Raw genomic sequence first — 13,500 nt, forward strand, 5'->3', positions numbered from 1 at the left:
TCATGGAACACGGATTGCTCGACTACTACAAGGCGATCGAGAACACGAGTCGCCAGATGCTGGAAGCCGCCCAGACCGAGAACTGGGATCAGGTGGTGCGCCTGGAAGGCGCCTGCGCCGTGCTGATCGCCCAGTTGCGCCACAAGTCGCGCAGCGCCGACCTGGCACCCGACGAACGCCGGGAGAAGGTCAAGATCATGCAGCGCATCCTGCGCACCGACGCCGAGATCCGCTGCCTGGCCGAACCGTGGCTGAACGACCTCGCTCAGATCTTCGACAAATCCAGCCCGGCCCCGATGCACTGAACGATGCCGCATCCGGCGCGAAGTGACTTTTCGAGGATGCCGCGGAACCGGCTTTGCCGGGCCGCAGGCATCGCCCCCTGGGGGGTGACGGCCGCAGGCCGGCGCGGGGGGAGCCTACACACTCATGTTCATGATGTCGGAATAGGCTTGGACCATCCTGTTCCTGACATGCAACGTGGCCTGGAAACCCACCTGGGCCTTCTGCATGGCCAGCATGGTTTCTTCCAGGCTCACCTTGGGGTTGCCCAGCTGAACCTGGGTCTGGAGGCGGGAAGCGTCTTCCTGCGCCGCGCTCACGCCCTTGAGTGCGGCCTTGAAGTTGTCGGCAAAGCCGGATTCCACGCCGCCGGCGGCACCGGGGCGCTTGAGAGCAGGCTGGCCAATGCCGGTCAGGGCCTGGCTGGCTACAGAGGCAATGCGCATGTCCATGGCGGACTCCTTCGACTTTGAATCAACGCCTTGATGCTAGGCGCCGCACCGCCTGCACAGCACGGGAATAGGGGCACAAAGCACCGCCTTTTCACGGCAATGGCCGGGGCATCGGGACCGAATAATCGACTGCAACAGGGTGTATCCCGCCCTGGAGTCGACCCCATTTCACCCGAGCACCGACCCCCATGAGCACCACCGCCGTTGCCGAACTGGACCTCCAGCCCGCGAACAACCGCAGCGCCTTCGGCGAGGGATTCGCCCGCATGGACGCGTCTCAGAAGCTCAAGCTGGGCATCGGCGCCATGGCCTTGCTGGCGCTGGCACTGGCCTTCTTCTTCATGGGCCGCCAGCCCGAGTGGCGCGTGCTCTACGCCAACCTGGGCGACAAGGACGGCGGCGCGGTGGTGGCGCAACTCTCCCAGATGAACGTGCCGTACAAGCACGCCGAGGGCGGCCAGGCCATCATGGTGCCGGCCGACAAGGTGCACGACACACGCCTGCGCCTGGCTTCACAAGGCCTGCCCAAGGGTTCGGTCACCGGCTTCGAGCTGATGGAGTCCAACCGCTTCGGCATGACGCAGTTCCAGGAGCGCCTGACCTTCCAGCGCGGCCTGGAAGGCGAGCTCACGCGTTCGATCCAGTCGCTCTCTTCCGTGCAGAGCGCCCGCATCCACCTGGCGCTGCCCAACCAGAACGGCTTTTTCCGCGAGCAGCAGAAGCCCAGCGCCTCGGTGCTGCTCACGCTCCACCCTGGCCGCACGCTCGACCGCGCGCAGGTGGCCGGCATCGTGCACCTGGTGGCTGCGAGCGTGCCGGAGATGAACCCCAAGGCGGTCAGCGTGGTGGACGACGCGGGCAACCTGCTCTCGTCCCCGCCCGACGCGCAGGCCCAGGGCGCCGATACGCAGAAGCTGCAGTACGTGCAGCAGCTCGAACAGCTCTACACGCGCCGCATCACCGAGATGCTGGAACCTCTGGTCGGCCGCAACAACGTGAAGGCCCAGGTGAGCGCCGAGGTGGATTTCTCGATGGTCGAATCCACCAGCGAACTGCACAAGCCCAACCAGGGCGCCGAACCCAGCGCGGTGCGCAGCCAGCAGACCGTGGAAGACGGAAGCGCTGCGGCCGCCCGCCCCTCCGGCGTGCCGGGCGCGGTGAGCAACCAGCCACCGGCCACCGGCACTTCGCCCATCAATGGCGCGGCCGCGCCCACCGGCGTGACCGGCCAGGGCACCGCACAACCCGGCTCGATGCGCCGCGAATCGGTGGTGAACTACGAGGTGGACAAAACGGTGAAGGTGGTGCGCGAGGCCAGTGGCCAGATCAAGCGCCTGAGCGCGGCCGTGGTCATCAACCACCGCACCAGCACCGACAAGGCCGGCAAGGAAACCAGCACGCCGATCCCCGCCGCCCAGCTCGAACAGATGACCGCGCTGGTGCGCGAGACCATCGGGTTCAACAAGGACCGTGGCGACTCGGTGAACGTGGTGAACGCCGCTTTCAACGTGGAGCGCCCGAGCAGCGAGGTGAGTGAGCCGGCGTGGTGGCAGCAGTCGGACAACCAGGACCTGCTGCGCAGCCTGGCCTGGCCGCTGGGCATGGTGGGCATGGGCCTGCTGGTGCTCATGGGGCTGGTGCGCCCCAGCCTGAAGCTGATCAAGACGCCGGTGGCCGCCCGCGCCAACACGCCGCTGCAACCGCTCAACGCCATGCTCAATGAAGCCCCGGAACGCCCGGGCCTGCCGATGCCGGGCGCCAGCAACGAACCCACGCCCGAGACGCTGCGCCTGGCCGATGCCAAGCGCCTCGCGCTGGAAAATCCTGCGGCAGTCGCCAACATCGTCAAAGGCTGGGTCAATGGCGAAGCGCCAGCCTGACCGTCCAACGCAGCACACCAACGGAACACGATCATGGAAGACACGGGCATCCAGGACGCGGCGATTTTTCTCATGTCGCTGGGCGAAGAGGAAGCGGCCGAGGTGTTCAAGCACCTCTCGCCCAAGGAAGTGCAGAAGCTGGGCGAAACCATCGCCAAGACCCGTGCGGTGTCGCACGATCGCGTCGACCAGGTGATGCAGAAGTTCGCCAGCGAGGCGTCTTCACAGAGCCTGCTGGTGTCCGACACCGACAACTACGTGCGCGCCGTGCTCAAGCGGGCCCTGGGCGACGACAAGGCCTCGCTGCTGATCGACCGCATCCTCCAGGGCGGTGACGTCTCGGGCATCGAGAGCCTGAAGTGGATGGACCCGCTGTCGATCGCCGAACTGCTGCGCAACGAACACCCGCAGATCGTCGCGGCCATCCTGGTGCACCTGGAGTCCGACCAGACCGCCGGGGTGCTGAAGAACTTCACCGAGCGCACACGCAACGAGGTGATGCTGCGCATCGCCACGCTCGAAGGCATCCAGCCCACCGCCCTCAAGGACCTCAACGAGGTGCTCTACAAGGTGCTGGCCGGCGGCGACAAGATCCGCAAGACCTCCATGGGTGGCGTCAAGACCGCCGCCGAGATCATCAACATGATGGGCACGCAGATCGAGAACTCGGTGATCGATTCGATCCGCGAGTTCGACCCTGATCTGGCCCAGAAGATCATGGACAAGATGTTCACCTTCGAGGACCTGCTCAAGCTCGACGGCAAGTCGATGCAGATGGTGCTCAAGGAAGTGGCCTCCGACTCGCTGGTCATTGCCCTCAAGGGCGCCACCCCCGAGCTGCGCGACCTGGTGCTCTCCAACATGTCCACCCGCGCCGCCGAAGCGCTGCGCGAAGACCTCGAGTCGCGTGGACCGGTGCGCCTGTCCGAGGTGGAAGGTCAGCAGAAGGAGATCCTGAAAGTGGTTCGTCGTTTGTCCGACGAAGGTCAAATTGTCATCAGCGGCGGAGGCGAAGATGAAGCCTTCGTCTAAACCCAATCCCCATTCGCGCTTCATTCCGCGCGAGGAGATCGACGGTGTGGCCGCGTGGCATTTCTCGGCCGTGGACGGCAGCGAGGAAACGGGCGCGGGCTCCGATCAGGAGGGCGTGACCACCGAGGTGCTGCAGCAGGCCCGCCAGCAGGCGCACGCCGAGGGTTTTGCGCGCGGGCACGACGCGGGCGCCCAGGAAGTGCGCGACGCGCTCGAGGCCACGCTGCGCAAGACAGCCGAAGAGACCGCCGTGCGCATGGCGCAGCTGCTGCGCAACACGCGCGACAACCTGAAGAAGAATGAAGACCAGATCTCGCGCCAGATCCTCGAGATCGCCTGCGACCTGGCGCGCCAGGTGGTGCGCCGCGAACTGCAGAGCGACACCAACCCGCTCAAGCCGGTGATCAGCGAAGCGCTGGCCCAGATGGTGGAGGACGGCCTGCCCGCCACCGTGCGCATGAACCCGGGTGACCTCACCCTGATGAAGGGTGCATTGCAGGAGACCCTGTCCAGCCCGGTGCCCGAGTTCGTGGCCGATGCCAGCGTGAGCCCGGGTGGCTGCGTGATTGAGTCGTCCACCATGGCGGTGGACGCCACCATCGAGAAACGCTGGGCCCGCGCCGTGGGCAATCTCGGTATGGACACATCCTGGAACCCGGAGAACGCCGATGTCTGACAGCGTTTTTGGCGCCGAGAGCCGCTGGGGACATTTCATGGACGACGTGCGCGCCAACGCCAAGGTGGACACGCCGCTGGAGGTGCGTGGCACGCTCACGCGTCTGGCTGGCCTGGTGCTGGAGGCGGTGGGTCTGAAGGTGCCGGTGGGATCGCAGTGCCTCATCAGCAACGGCCGCAAGGAACCGGTGCTGGCCGAGGTGGTGGGGTTTTCCAACGACCGGGCCTTCCTCATGCCCGCCGGCGACACACACGGCCTGGCCAGTGGCGCCAGCGTGACGCCGCTGGCGCCCTACCGCACGGTGCCGCGCGTGGGCCACGCCAACAAGCCGCCTTCCCCGGATGACCGGGGCACGCTGCGCCTGCCGCTGGGCCGCGGCCTGCTGGGCCGCGTGGTGGATTCCCACGGCAACCCGCTGGACCACCAGGGCCCGATCCTCAACGTGGACATCGAGCCGATGGACCGCGCCCCGCTCAATGCGATGGACCGCGCTCCGGTGCGCGAACCGCTGGACACCGGCGTGCGCGCCATCAACGCCCTGCTGACCGTGGGCCGTGGCCAGCGCATCGGGCTGTTTGCCGGCTCCGGCGTGGGCAAGAGCGTGCTGCTGGGCATGATGGCCCGCTACACCAAGGCCGACGTGATCGTGGTCGGCCTGATCGGCGAGCGCGGTCGCGAGGTGAAGGAATTCATCGAGGACATCCTGGGGGCCGACGGGCGCAAGCGCTCGGTGGTGGTGGCCGCGCCGGCCGATGCGCCGCCGCTGGTGCGCATGCAGGGCGCCGCCTACGCCACGGCGATCGCCGAGCGCTTCCGCGACGACGGACTGGATGTGCTGCTGCTCATGGATTCGCTCACCCGCTACGCCATGGCGCAGCGCGAGATTGCGCTGGCCATTGGCGAGCCGCCGGCCACCAAGGGCTACCCGCCTTCGTGCTTTGCCAAGCTGCCGCAGCTGGTGGAGCGCAGCGGCAACGGTCCCAACGGCGTGGGCTCGATCACCGCTTTCTACACCGTGCTCTCCGAGGGCGACGACCAGCAGGACCCGATTGCGGACGCGGCACGCGCCATCCTGGACGGCCACATCGTGCTCTCGCGCTCGCTGGCCGAATCCGGTCATTTCCCGGCCATCGACGTCGAGGCCTCGGCCTCGCGCGTGATGCACAACGTGGCCGGCTCGGTGCACCTCGAACTGGCGCGCCGTTTCCGCGGCCTGTATTCGCGCTACCTCAAGAGCCGCGACCTGATCCAGCTGGGCGCCTATGTGCCGGGCAGCGACCCCGAGACCGACCGCGCCATCGTGCTCTACCCGGCGCTGCAGCGTTTCCTGATGCAGGACATGCATGAGGCCGCCACGCTGCCCGACAGCCTGCAGCAGCTGCAGTCCGCCCTGCAGGACGACAAGCCGACGCCACAGCGGCCATCACGTGCACACCACAACCCGTATGAAGGAAAACAGGGATGACGACGATCCAGACGCTGAACAAGGTCGTGGAGCTGGCCGAGAAGCGCCGCGACGAAGCGATGGGCAACCTGGGCCGCATGCAGCGCGAGCTGCAGATCGCGCAGGACCAGATGGACCAGCTCAGCGCCTATGCGCAGGAATCCCAGGCGCGCTGGCAGGCGCGCAGCAGCGTCGGCGTGGACACGGCCCTGCTCATGCACCACCGCCAGTTCATGCAGAAGATCGACCACGCCATGGAATTCCAGCGCGGTGTGCTGGGTGAGCGCCAGGCCATGATCGAGCGCGGCCAGGAACAGGTGCACGCCGCCGAGCGGGACCTGGCCGGCCTGCGCAAGTTCACCGAGCGCAAGCAGCAGGCCATCACCCACCGCGCACAGCGCCAGGAACAGAAGCACACCGACGAAATGGCGCTGGCGATCCACCTGCGCCAGAGCCTGGCGCTGGCCCAGTCGCGCAACGGAGGGCACGCCCCATGAGCGCCAACGCCGTTTCCCGACCCGCCGAGCCGCAACGCCCTGCGCAGGCGTCCCCGCCCGGCAAGGCAGCCGGCGACAAGCCGGTGGAGTCCGACCTGTTCGCCAGCCTCCTGGGCCTGGTGAGCGACACGCACCCGGCGCCCGACGCCTCCGCAGCCGCGCTGGATGACACGCCTGCCGAGACGCCAGCGCCCGACGGGCAGGAACAGAATCCCCTGGCCGCCCTGCTGGCCTGGGCAGCGCCCGCCGCCGCAGCCTCCGCGGCAGGAGCGGCCTCGGACAAAGCCACGGCCAACCCACCCGCCGTATCCACGACCACGACCGCGGCCGCGGCCGATCCAGGTTGGCCGGCACGCGGCAGACCCGAAGACGTCGGCGTGGACATTTCGGGCATGACGCCGGTGGCGCAAGACGCCGGCGTCCCTGCAGAAGTGCTCCCCACGCCCGCGAACCCGGCCACCACCGCGGCCCGCCCGGCCTTTGCCACGGCGGCATCGCGCCCCGCTTTTGCCAGCCGCGCCGACGCATCGCAGCCATCTGCCGTGCCGGCCATGGTCTGGCAGCGTGGCGCGGTCTCCGGCACCGATGCCCTGCAACAGCAGTTCGCCAGCCAGTCGGCCCAGCACACGCAGGGCTTGCCGGCCATGCACGTGCGCAGCACCGTGGCGATGGACGAGCGCTTCACGCCCGCCGCTTCAGGCGCCTGGCAGGCCAGCACGCCGGCCGACGCCGGCATTGAATGGACGCTGCCCGGCACCGGCGGCCTGCGCGCGACCCCGTCGGACGCCGGCCCCTCGATCGGCGGCGCGGCCCTGTCCGACGGCGCCTCCCTGGGCGACAGCACCGGCGGTTCCACCGGCGATGCCCTGCCCGGCGACCAGGGTGGGCAGGCGCACGACGGCACGCCCGCCGAACGAGAAGCCGACGGCCCCACGGTGAGCCACTGGGGCACGCAACACCTGCGCCACGCCAGCCTGCGCGTGGGCGAATCCGGCGCGGACGCCATCGACATCCAGCTCTCCATGAAGGGCCAGGAAGTGCAGGTGGCCTTCCAGAGCGACAACGCCGAAGCCCGCGCCAGCCTGCGCGAGGGCGCCAGCGACGCGCTGGCCGAACTGCTGCAACGCAGCGGCATCCAGCTCGGTCATGTGTCGGTGGGCTCGCAAGGTCAACAGGGCGGCGGCAGCTCGCCACACACGCCCACGGTCAGCCGGGGTGACCTGGTGGGACGGGCCGAAACACCGCCCCCAGCGCCCGCCACACCCACTCCACGCGCCGACGGCAGCCAGCCGCTGGACCTGTTCGTCTAGGCACCTGTGAATCCCGGGATGGGCTTGGACAAGCTCCTGCCAGCCCGGTTAAAGACCACCTTTTCCGGCCCTTTTCCAGTGAATGCCCCAAGGGGCTGGGTCCAATAATTCCTTCAACCCCACACGCATTCCGCGTGTTGCCTGAAGGAAGAACATGTCCGCCGCTGCCGCCACCGCCACCGCCGCCGCTCCTGAAGCCCCGAAGAAGAAGAGCAAGAAGCTGCTCTTCATCATCGTCGGCGTGCTGGTGCTGGCGCTGGCCGGCGCGGGGGGTGCCCTGTTCATCCTCAAGAAGAACACCGCCGACGAACACGGCGACGAAGAGGCCGTGGCCGAGGAAAACCACAAGCCCAAGAGCCCGCCCACCTTCCTGCCGCTGGAGAACATGGTGGTCAACCTCGCCGATGCCGGCGGCAATCGGTTCGTGCAGCTCGGGCTGACCCTGCAGCTTCAAGATGCGGCGACCGAAACCGCCGTCAAGGCATTCCTCCCCAGCATCCGCAGCCAGATCCTGGTGCTGCTCTCGCAGCGCACCGCCGAGGAAATGCTGCAGGTGCAAGGCAAGGAAAAGCTCTCGGCCGACATCATCGCGGCGATCTCCAAAGAAATGGGCTACGCCGAGACCAAGAAAGGCGGCAAGTCCACGCCGAATCCGGTGCAGGCCGTGCTCTTCTCCAGCTTCATCGTTCAGTAAACAGGACGACACGCCATGGCCGATTCGTTTCTGTCCCAGGAAGAGATCGACGCCCTCCTCGAAGGCGTCACCGGCGAGAGCCAGAAGCTCGCCAAGGAAGAGGCGCCCACCGACGGCGTGCGCAACTACAACCTCTCCAGCCAGGAACGCATCGTGCGTGGGCGCATGCCCACCATGGAGATCGTCAACGAGCGCTTCTCGCGCAACCTGCGCCTGGGCCTGTTCAACTTCATCCGCCGCAGCCCCGAGATTTCGGTGGGCGCGGTGCAGGTGCAGAAATACAGCGCCTTCCTGCGCGAACTGGTGGTGCCGACCAACTTCAACATCATGGCCATCCGCCCCCTGCGCGGCAACGGCCTGGTGGTGTGCGAGCCCACGCTGCTCTTTGGCGTGATCGACAGCCTGTACGGCGGCAACGGCAAGTTCCACACGCGCATCGAAGGGCGCGATTTCTCGCCCACCGAGCAGCGCGTGATCAACCGCCTGGTGGACGTGGTGGCCGAGGAATACAAGAAGGCCTGGCGCGGCGTGTACCCGATCGAGCTGTCCTACCAGCGCTCGGAAATGCAGCCGCAGTTCGCCACCATCGCCACACCGAGCGAGATCGTGGTCTCCACCAGCTTCACGCTGGAGATCGGCGACATCTCGGGTTCGCTGCACATCTGCATTCCCTACGCCACGCTGGAGCCCATCCGCGACGTGCTGTATTCCAGCGTGCAGGGCGACGCCATCGAGGTCGACCGCCGCTGGGTCAAGCTGCTCAGCCATGAGATTCAGGCCGCCGAGGTGAGCATGGTCGCCGAACTCGCACAGACCGAGGCCACGGTGGAGCAACTGCTGGCCATGCAGATCGGCGACTTCATCGAGCTCGACCGGCTGCCCACGATCAAGGCCCATGTGGACGGCGTGCCGGTTTTCGAATGCCAGTACGGCACCCACAAGGGCAAATACGCACTGCGCGTGGAACGCAACCTGCGCGGCATCGACGCGAACTGGCTGGGAGATTCGTATGTCAACTGAGACCACCAACACCATGAACGACGCCGTCACCGACGACTGGGCCCAGGCCCTGGAAGAACAGGCCGGCTCGGCCGCCCCGCACGCCGATGGCGCGCCCGAGTTCGAGGCCAACGCGGTGCCCGTGGCCCCGGCCGGCGCGAGCAACCCGATGCAGGACATCCAGATGGTGCTGGACATCCCGGTGCAGCTCTCGGTGGAACTGGGCCGCACCCGCGTTCCGATCAAGTACATCCTGCAACTGGCACAGGGCTCCATCGTCGAACTCGATGCACTGGCCGGCGAACCCATGGACGTGTTGATCAATGGCTACCTGATCGCGCAGGGCGAGGTGGTGGTGGTGAACGACAAGTTCGGTATCCGCCTGACCGACATCGTGACGCCGTCCGAGCGCATGCGCCGCGTCTCGCGCACCTGATCCATCCATCGAGCCCGACATGCTGCAAAACGCGATTCCCGCGCTGCTTCTGCTCGCCCTCATGGTGGGCATTGCCTTCGCCCTGAAGTGGGCGCGCGGGCGCATTCCCGGCGTGGCCGGCCAGGGCAACGGCCCGGCGCTGCGCGTGCTCTCCAGCCTGTCGCTGGGTCCGCAGCAGCGCGTGGTGACCGTGCAGGTGGGCCAGGGCGATGAGCGTGTGTGCCTGGTGCTGGGCGTGGCGCCGGGTGGCGTGAGTGCGTTGCACCAGATGCCGATGCCAGCAGAGCCTGAAGTCCTGACACCGGGCCAGATGCCGCAGGCCACGGGTTTTGCCGCGCGTCTCGCCCAACTCACCAAGAAACCCGATGCGCGCTGAAACCACATTCCGCCTGCTCGGCGCCCTCGCCCTGCTCACGCTCGGCGCCAGCGCCTTCGCTCAAGGCGCGCCCGCCGCACCCACGGGCCCGTCGCTGCCTCTCATGGTCGGCCAGGGCGCGGGTGGCAACACCTACTCGGTGCCGATCCAGACGCTGCTGTTCTTCACCGCGCTGTCTTTCCTGCCGGCCGTGCTGCTGCTCATGACCGGCTTCACCCGCATCGTCATCGTGCTCTCGCTGCTGCGCCAGGCGCTGGGCACGCAGTCCGCGCCACCCAACCAGGTGATCGTCGGCCTGTCGCTGTTCCTCACGCTGTTCGTGATGGGCCCGACGCTGGACAAGGTCTACCAGGATGCCTACGACCCGTATTCGAAGAACGCCATCACGTTCGAACAGGCGCTGGAACGCGGCCAGGCACCCATGCGCGCCTTCATGCTCAAGCAGACGCGCCAGTCCGACTTCGAACTCTTTGCCAAGCTCGCCAAGCTGCCCAACGACGTGACCGCAGAAACCGCGCCGTTCCGCGTGCTGGTGCCGGCCTTTGTCACGAGCGAGCTCAAGACCGCATTCCAGATCGGCTTCATGATCTTCATCCCCTTCCTGGTGATCGACATGGTGGTGGCCAGCGTGCTGATGTCGCTGGGCATGATGATGCTGTCGCCGGTGCTGGTGGCACTGCCGTTCAAGCTCATGCTGTTCGTGCTCGCGGACGGCTGGAATCTGTTGATCGGCTCATTGGCCGCAAGCTTCGCCACATGAACATGGCCCCCACGCTCCACCGCTACGCGGGTCGCTGCCCCCCGAGGGGGCTGGACCGCCTTGGGAGCGGCCCCGCGGCGTCCCGCCCTCTCTTCGAAAAGGTTGTCTGATGGATCCCCAAGCCGCTCTCACGATGGGGCAGAACGCCCTCTTCCTGCTGCTCATGGTCGCCGCGCCGGTGCTCGCCACGGTGCTCGGCATTGGCCTGGTGGTGAGCCTGTTCCAGGCCATCACGCAGATCCACGAGGCCACGCTGTCCTTCGTGCCCAAGCTCATCGGCGCCATCGCGGTGTTTGCCATCGCCGGCCCGTGGATGATGACCACCATGGTCGAGTTCATCCGCAACACCATTTTGTCCATCCCCAACTACGCGATCTGATCGCGCAGCGCCACCGCCATGCCGACCTTCACCGAAGCGCAGGTCATGGCGCTGGTCTCGCCGGTGTTCTGGCCGTTCCTGCGCATCCTGGCGGTGTTCTCCAGCGCGCCGATCTTCTCGGCGCGTTCGGTGCCCATGCGAACGCGCGTGGCGCTGGCCTTCATCGTGGCGGTGTGCGCGCAGGCCGGCATGCCCGACCAGCCCATGGTGGCCCTCACCGACCCGGGCGCGTTCGCGGTGGTGATGCAGCAGGTGGTGGTGGGCATTGCCATTGGTCTGGCGGTTCGCATCGTCTTCGCGTCGGTCGAGCTGGCCGGCGAACTCATCGGCCTGCAGATGGGCTTGAACTTCGCGGGCTTCTTCGATCCGTCCACGAACTCGCAATCGAGCACGGTGGGCCGCTTCTTCGGCAACACCACCATGCTGCTGTTCGTCGTGCTCAACGGCCACCTCATGCTGATCGGCGCGGTGATCTCCAGCTTCGAGCTGTTCCCGGTGGGCGCCAGCGCGTTCGAGTCCATCAACCGCATGCGCCTGCACGAACTGGGCGCGGTGGTGTTCCGCTACGGTCTGTGGATTGCGCTGCCCATGATCGGCATGCTGCTGTTCATCAACATCGTGCTCGGCTTCGTCTCGCGCATCGCACCGCAGATGAACGCCTTCGCCATCGGCTTTCCGCTCACCTTGTCGGCCGGCCTGCTCGGCATTGCGTTCACCCTGCCCATGCTCGACGCACCGGTGGTGGCGCTCATGAAACTCGCCACCGAGATCTTCACCGGCGGTTGAGGCGCGCCGCGCCACGCCGCGCTCGCCTTCATTTCCAGCGCTGAAAAAGACTTTTTCGACTGCGGTCTGGTCAGACCAGCAGGGCCTGCATACAGTAGCGCCACTTCGCAGACTGGCCGGTACCTATCCGGCCAGCCGCGTCACAACCATCAAATGGAGACAACGTCATGGATCTGGACCTCAGAGGAAAACTCGCGCTCGTTTCGGGCTCCACACGCGGTATTGGCCTGGCCACCGCCACCGGCCTGGCACGCATGGGCGCCGAGGTCATCGTCAATGGCCGCGCCGCGCCTGCCGTGGCCGAAGCCGCCGCCAAGATCGAGGCCGCGGTGCCGGGTGCCAAGGTGCACCAGGCCGTCTCCGACCTGGGCACCGCCGAAGGCTGTGCGTCGATCATTGCGGCGCATCCGTCGGTGGACATCCTGGTCAACAACATGGGCATCTATGAGCCCAAGGCTTTCTTCGACATCCCCGACGAGGACTGGACGCGCATGTTCGAAGTGAACGTGATGAGCGGCGTGCGCCTCACGCGCCACTACCTCAAGGGCATGCTGGACGACAAGGACTGGGGCCGCGTGGTGTTCGTCTCCAGCGAGTCGGCCATCTACGTGCCCAAGGAAATGGTGCACTACGGTTTCTCCAAGGCGGCGCAGATGTACATCGCTCGCGGCGCGGCCGAGTCCACCAAGGGCACCAACGTCACCGTGAACTCGGTGCTGCCTGGACCCACCTGGGTGGAAATGGCGCCGGTGCGACTGGCCGCACGCGCCGCCAACATGGGCACCACCGCCGACGACCTGGCCGCCCGCACCTTCACCGAGCGCCGCCCGGCCTCGCTGCTGCAGCGCTACGCCTCGCCCGAGGAAATCGCCAACCTGATCTGCTATGTGGCCTCCAAGGCGTCCAGTGCCACCAACGGCGCGGCGCTTCGGGTGGACGGCGGCATCGTCACCAACCCGTTCTGATCCTTCAGCCCACGCCAGGAGCCTTGCCATGACGATCCACATGAAAGCCCCACTGGAAATCGGCATCAGCGTGAAGGACGTGGACCGCGCCGCCGAGTTCTACGAGAAAGCGCTGGGCATGCAACGCATCTCCGAAGCCACGCTGGCGCCCGACCGCGCGGCACTGGCCGGGTTCGGCCCGGTGGCCTTTCGCATGGTGCGCATGCAGACCAACTACGGCGAGCGCATCAAGCTGCTGCAGTCCACCCCCGGTCCCGAAGGCGACCCCGGCGCACAGACCATCCTGGGCCCGGCCGGCATCGCCTACCTGACCTTCGTGGTCGGCGACATCGAGGCCGCCATCGTTCGCCTGAAGGCGGCCGGCGCGCAACTGATGAGCGATGCGCCCGTGCAGACACGCCCGGGCACACGCCTGCTGTTCTTCCGCGATTGCGAAGGCAACCCGCTCGAACTCGTGCAGTACGACGACCTCGCCGCCTACCGCCCCGACGTCGTGCACTGAAGGTTTTCCCCTGTCCCTTGCAGACGGTCT

General features: G+C 67.0%; 17 protein-coding genes. 16 read left to right on the forward strand and 1 reads right to left on the reverse strand.

All coding sequences use genetic code 11. From position 1 onward, the window contains the following. The first annotated feature begins 2 nt into the window (after positions 1-2). Positions 3-305 carry a flagellar protein FliT gene (locus ACTIEY_RS04420; RefSeq protein ID WP_439517873.1) on the forward strand — a complete coding sequence of 101 codons (303 nt, stop codon included), beginning with the start codon at positions 3-5 and terminating at the stop codon, positions 303-305. Positions 306-419: 114 nt separating this feature from the next. On the opposite strand, the gene fliE is transcribed toward ACTIEY_RS04420, so the two are convergent. After that, on the reverse strand, positions 420-734 hold the full coding sequence (gene fliE, locus ACTIEY_RS04425; RefSeq protein ID WP_439517874.1) for a flagellar hook-basal body complex protein FliE: 315 nt from the start codon (positions 732-734) through the stop codon (positions 420-422). A 188-nt stretch (positions 735-922) separates the two neighbouring features. On the opposite strand from fliE, the gene fliF reads away from it, so the two are divergent. From fliF to ACTIEY_RS04500, 15 genes are all read left to right on the forward strand, one after another. Then, positions 923-2,614 (forward strand): flagellar basal-body MS-ring/collar protein FliF, encoded by a 1,692-nt coding sequence (fliF, locus tag ACTIEY_RS04430; protein ID WP_439517875.1) that lies wholly within the window; start codon positions 923-925, stop codon positions 2,612-2,614. A 33-nt stretch (positions 2,615-2,647) separates the two neighbouring features. Then, positions 2,648-3,646, forward strand: coding sequence for a flagellar motor switch protein FliG (gene fliG, locus ACTIEY_RS04435; RefSeq protein ID WP_439517876.1), 999 nt, complete (start codon positions 2,648-2,650; stop codon positions 3,644-3,646). After that, entirely contained in the window at positions 3,630-4,322 is a 693-nt protein-coding gene (locus ACTIEY_RS04440) for a FliH/SctL family protein (protein ID WP_439517877.1), read from the forward strand. Before fliG ends, ACTIEY_RS04440 begins: the two co-directional genes overlap by 17 nt. Further along, complete coding sequence (gene fliI, locus ACTIEY_RS04445) at positions 4,315-5,787, forward strand: flagellar protein export ATPase FliI (protein WP_439517878.1); 1,473 nt, start codon at positions 4,315-4,317, stop codon at positions 5,785-5,787. Before ACTIEY_RS04440 ends, fliI begins: the two co-directional genes overlap by 8 nt. Beyond that, positions 5,784-6,263: a flagellar export protein FliJ gene (fliJ, locus tag ACTIEY_RS04450; RefSeq protein ID WP_439517879.1), complete on the forward strand. Its 480-nt coding sequence runs from the start codon at positions 5,784-5,786 to the stop codon at positions 6,261-6,263. Before fliI ends, fliJ begins: the two co-directional genes overlap by 4 nt. Then, positions 6,260-7,573 (forward strand): flagellar hook-length control protein FliK, encoded by a 1,314-nt coding sequence (locus ACTIEY_RS04455; protein ID WP_439517880.1) that lies wholly within the window; start codon positions 6,260-6,262, stop codon positions 7,571-7,573. The genes fliJ and ACTIEY_RS04455 overlap by 4 nt, the downstream gene beginning before the upstream one ends. A gap of 154 nt (positions 7,574-7,727) precedes the next feature. Next, positions 7,728-8,267, forward strand: a complete 540-nt coding sequence (locus tag ACTIEY_RS04460) for a flagellar basal body-associated FliL family protein (protein ID WP_439517881.1) — start codon at positions 7,728-7,730, stop codon at positions 8,265-8,267. A 15-nt stretch (positions 8,268-8,282) separates the two neighbouring features. Beyond that, entirely contained in the window at positions 8,283-9,287 is a 1,005-nt protein-coding gene (gene fliM / locus ACTIEY_RS04465; protein ID WP_439517882.1) for a flagellar motor switch protein FliM, read from the forward strand. Beyond that, positions 9,277-9,702 carry a flagellar motor switch protein FliN gene (gene fliN, locus ACTIEY_RS04470; RefSeq protein WP_439517883.1) on the forward strand — a complete coding sequence of 142 codons (426 nt, stop codon included), beginning with the start codon at positions 9,277-9,279 and terminating at the stop codon, positions 9,700-9,702. The genes fliM and fliN overlap by 11 nt, the downstream gene beginning before the upstream one ends. A gap of 19 nt (positions 9,703-9,721) precedes the next feature. Further along, on the forward strand, positions 9,722-10,078 hold the full coding sequence (locus ACTIEY_RS04475) for a flagellar biosynthetic protein FliO (RefSeq protein WP_439517884.1): 357 nt from the start codon (positions 9,722-9,724) through the stop codon (positions 10,076-10,078). Then, positions 10,068-10,838 carry a flagellar type III secretion system pore protein FliP gene (gene fliP, locus ACTIEY_RS04480; RefSeq protein ID WP_439517885.1) on the forward strand — a complete coding sequence of 257 codons (771 nt, stop codon included), beginning with the start codon at positions 10,068-10,070 and terminating at the stop codon, positions 10,836-10,838. The genes ACTIEY_RS04475 and fliP overlap by 11 nt, the downstream gene beginning before the upstream one ends. A gap of 109 nt (positions 10,839-10,947) precedes the next feature. Next, positions 10,948-11,217 (forward strand): flagellar biosynthesis protein FliQ, encoded by a 270-nt coding sequence (fliQ, locus tag ACTIEY_RS04485; protein ID WP_428289273.1) that lies wholly within the window; start codon positions 10,948-10,950, stop codon positions 11,215-11,217. An 18-nt stretch (positions 11,218-11,235) separates the two neighbouring features. Continuing rightward, positions 11,236-12,003, forward strand: coding sequence for a flagellar biosynthetic protein FliR (fliR, locus tag ACTIEY_RS04490; RefSeq protein ID WP_439517886.1), 768 nt, complete (start codon positions 11,236-11,238; stop codon positions 12,001-12,003). 167 nt (positions 12,004-12,170) lie between these two features. After that, positions 12,171-12,968: an SDR family NAD(P)-dependent oxidoreductase gene (locus ACTIEY_RS04495; RefSeq protein WP_439517887.1), complete on the forward strand. Its 798-nt coding sequence runs from the start codon at positions 12,171-12,173 to the stop codon at positions 12,966-12,968. 28 nt (positions 12,969-12,996) lie between these two features. Further along, a complete protein-coding gene (locus tag ACTIEY_RS04500; RefSeq protein ID WP_439517888.1) occupies positions 12,997-13,470 on the forward strand; it encodes a VOC family protein in 474 nt (157 codons plus the stop codon). Positions 13,471-13,500 lie beyond the last annotated feature (30 nt).

It is taken from the genome of Hydrogenophaga sp., assembly GCF_051858985.1.
Taxonomy (GTDB): domain Bacteria; phylum Pseudomonadota; class Gammaproteobacteria; order Burkholderiales; family Burkholderiaceae_C; genus Hydrogenophaga.

Coding starts and splice junctions, on each gene's coding strand:
- ACTIEY_RS04495 (WP_439517887.1), top strand. CDS start 12,171: ATGGATCTGGACCTCAGAGGAAAACTCGCGCTCGTTTCGGGCTCCACA.
- ACTIEY_RS04440 (WP_439517877.1), top strand. CDS start 3,630: ATGAAGCCTTCGTCTAAACCCAATCCCCATTCGCGCTTCATTCCGCGC.
- ACTIEY_RS04420 (WP_439517873.1), top strand. CDS start 3: ATGGAACACGGATTGCTCGACTACTACAAGGCGATCGAGAACACGAGT.
- fliM (WP_439517882.1), top strand. CDS start 8,283: ATGGCCGATTCGTTTCTGTCCCAGGAAGAGATCGACGCCCTCCTCGAA.
- fliQ (WP_428289273.1), top strand. CDS start 10,948: ATGGATCCCCAAGCCGCTCTCACGATGGGGCAGAACGCCCTCTTCCTG.
- fliI (WP_439517878.1), top strand. CDS start 4,315: ATGTCTGACAGCGTTTTTGGCGCCGAGAGCCGCTGGGGACATTTCATG.
- fliJ (WP_439517879.1), top strand. CDS start 5,784: ATGACGACGATCCAGACGCTGAACAAGGTCGTGGAGCTGGCCGAGAAG.
- fliP (WP_439517885.1), top strand. CDS start 10,068: ATGCGCGCTGAAACCACATTCCGCCTGCTCGGCGCCCTCGCCCTGCTC.
- ACTIEY_RS04475 (WP_439517884.1), top strand. CDS start 9,722: ATGCTGCAAAACGCGATTCCCGCGCTGCTTCTGCTCGCCCTCATGGTG.
- fliN (WP_439517883.1), top strand. CDS start 9,277: ATGTCAACTGAGACCACCAACACCATGAACGACGCCGTCACCGACGAC.
- fliR (WP_439517886.1), top strand. CDS start 11,236: ATGCCGACCTTCACCGAAGCGCAGGTCATGGCGCTGGTCTCGCCGGTG.
- ACTIEY_RS04460 (WP_439517881.1), top strand. CDS start 7,728: ATGTCCGCCGCTGCCGCCACCGCCACCGCCGCCGCTCCTGAAGCCCCG.
- fliE (WP_439517874.1), bottom strand. CDS start 734: ATGGACATGCGCATTGCCTCTGTAGCCAGCCAGGCCCTGACCGGCATT.
- ACTIEY_RS04455 (WP_439517880.1), top strand. CDS start 6,260: ATGAGCGCCAACGCCGTTTCCCGACCCGCCGAGCCGCAACGCCCTGCG.
- ACTIEY_RS04500 (WP_439517888.1), top strand. CDS start 12,997: ATGACGATCCACATGAAAGCCCCACTGGAAATCGGCATCAGCGTGAAG.
- fliF (WP_439517875.1), top strand. CDS start 923: ATGAGCACCACCGCCGTTGCCGAACTGGACCTCCAGCCCGCGAACAAC.
- fliG (WP_439517876.1), top strand. CDS start 2,648: ATGGAAGACACGGGCATCCAGGACGCGGCGATTTTTCTCATGTCGCTG.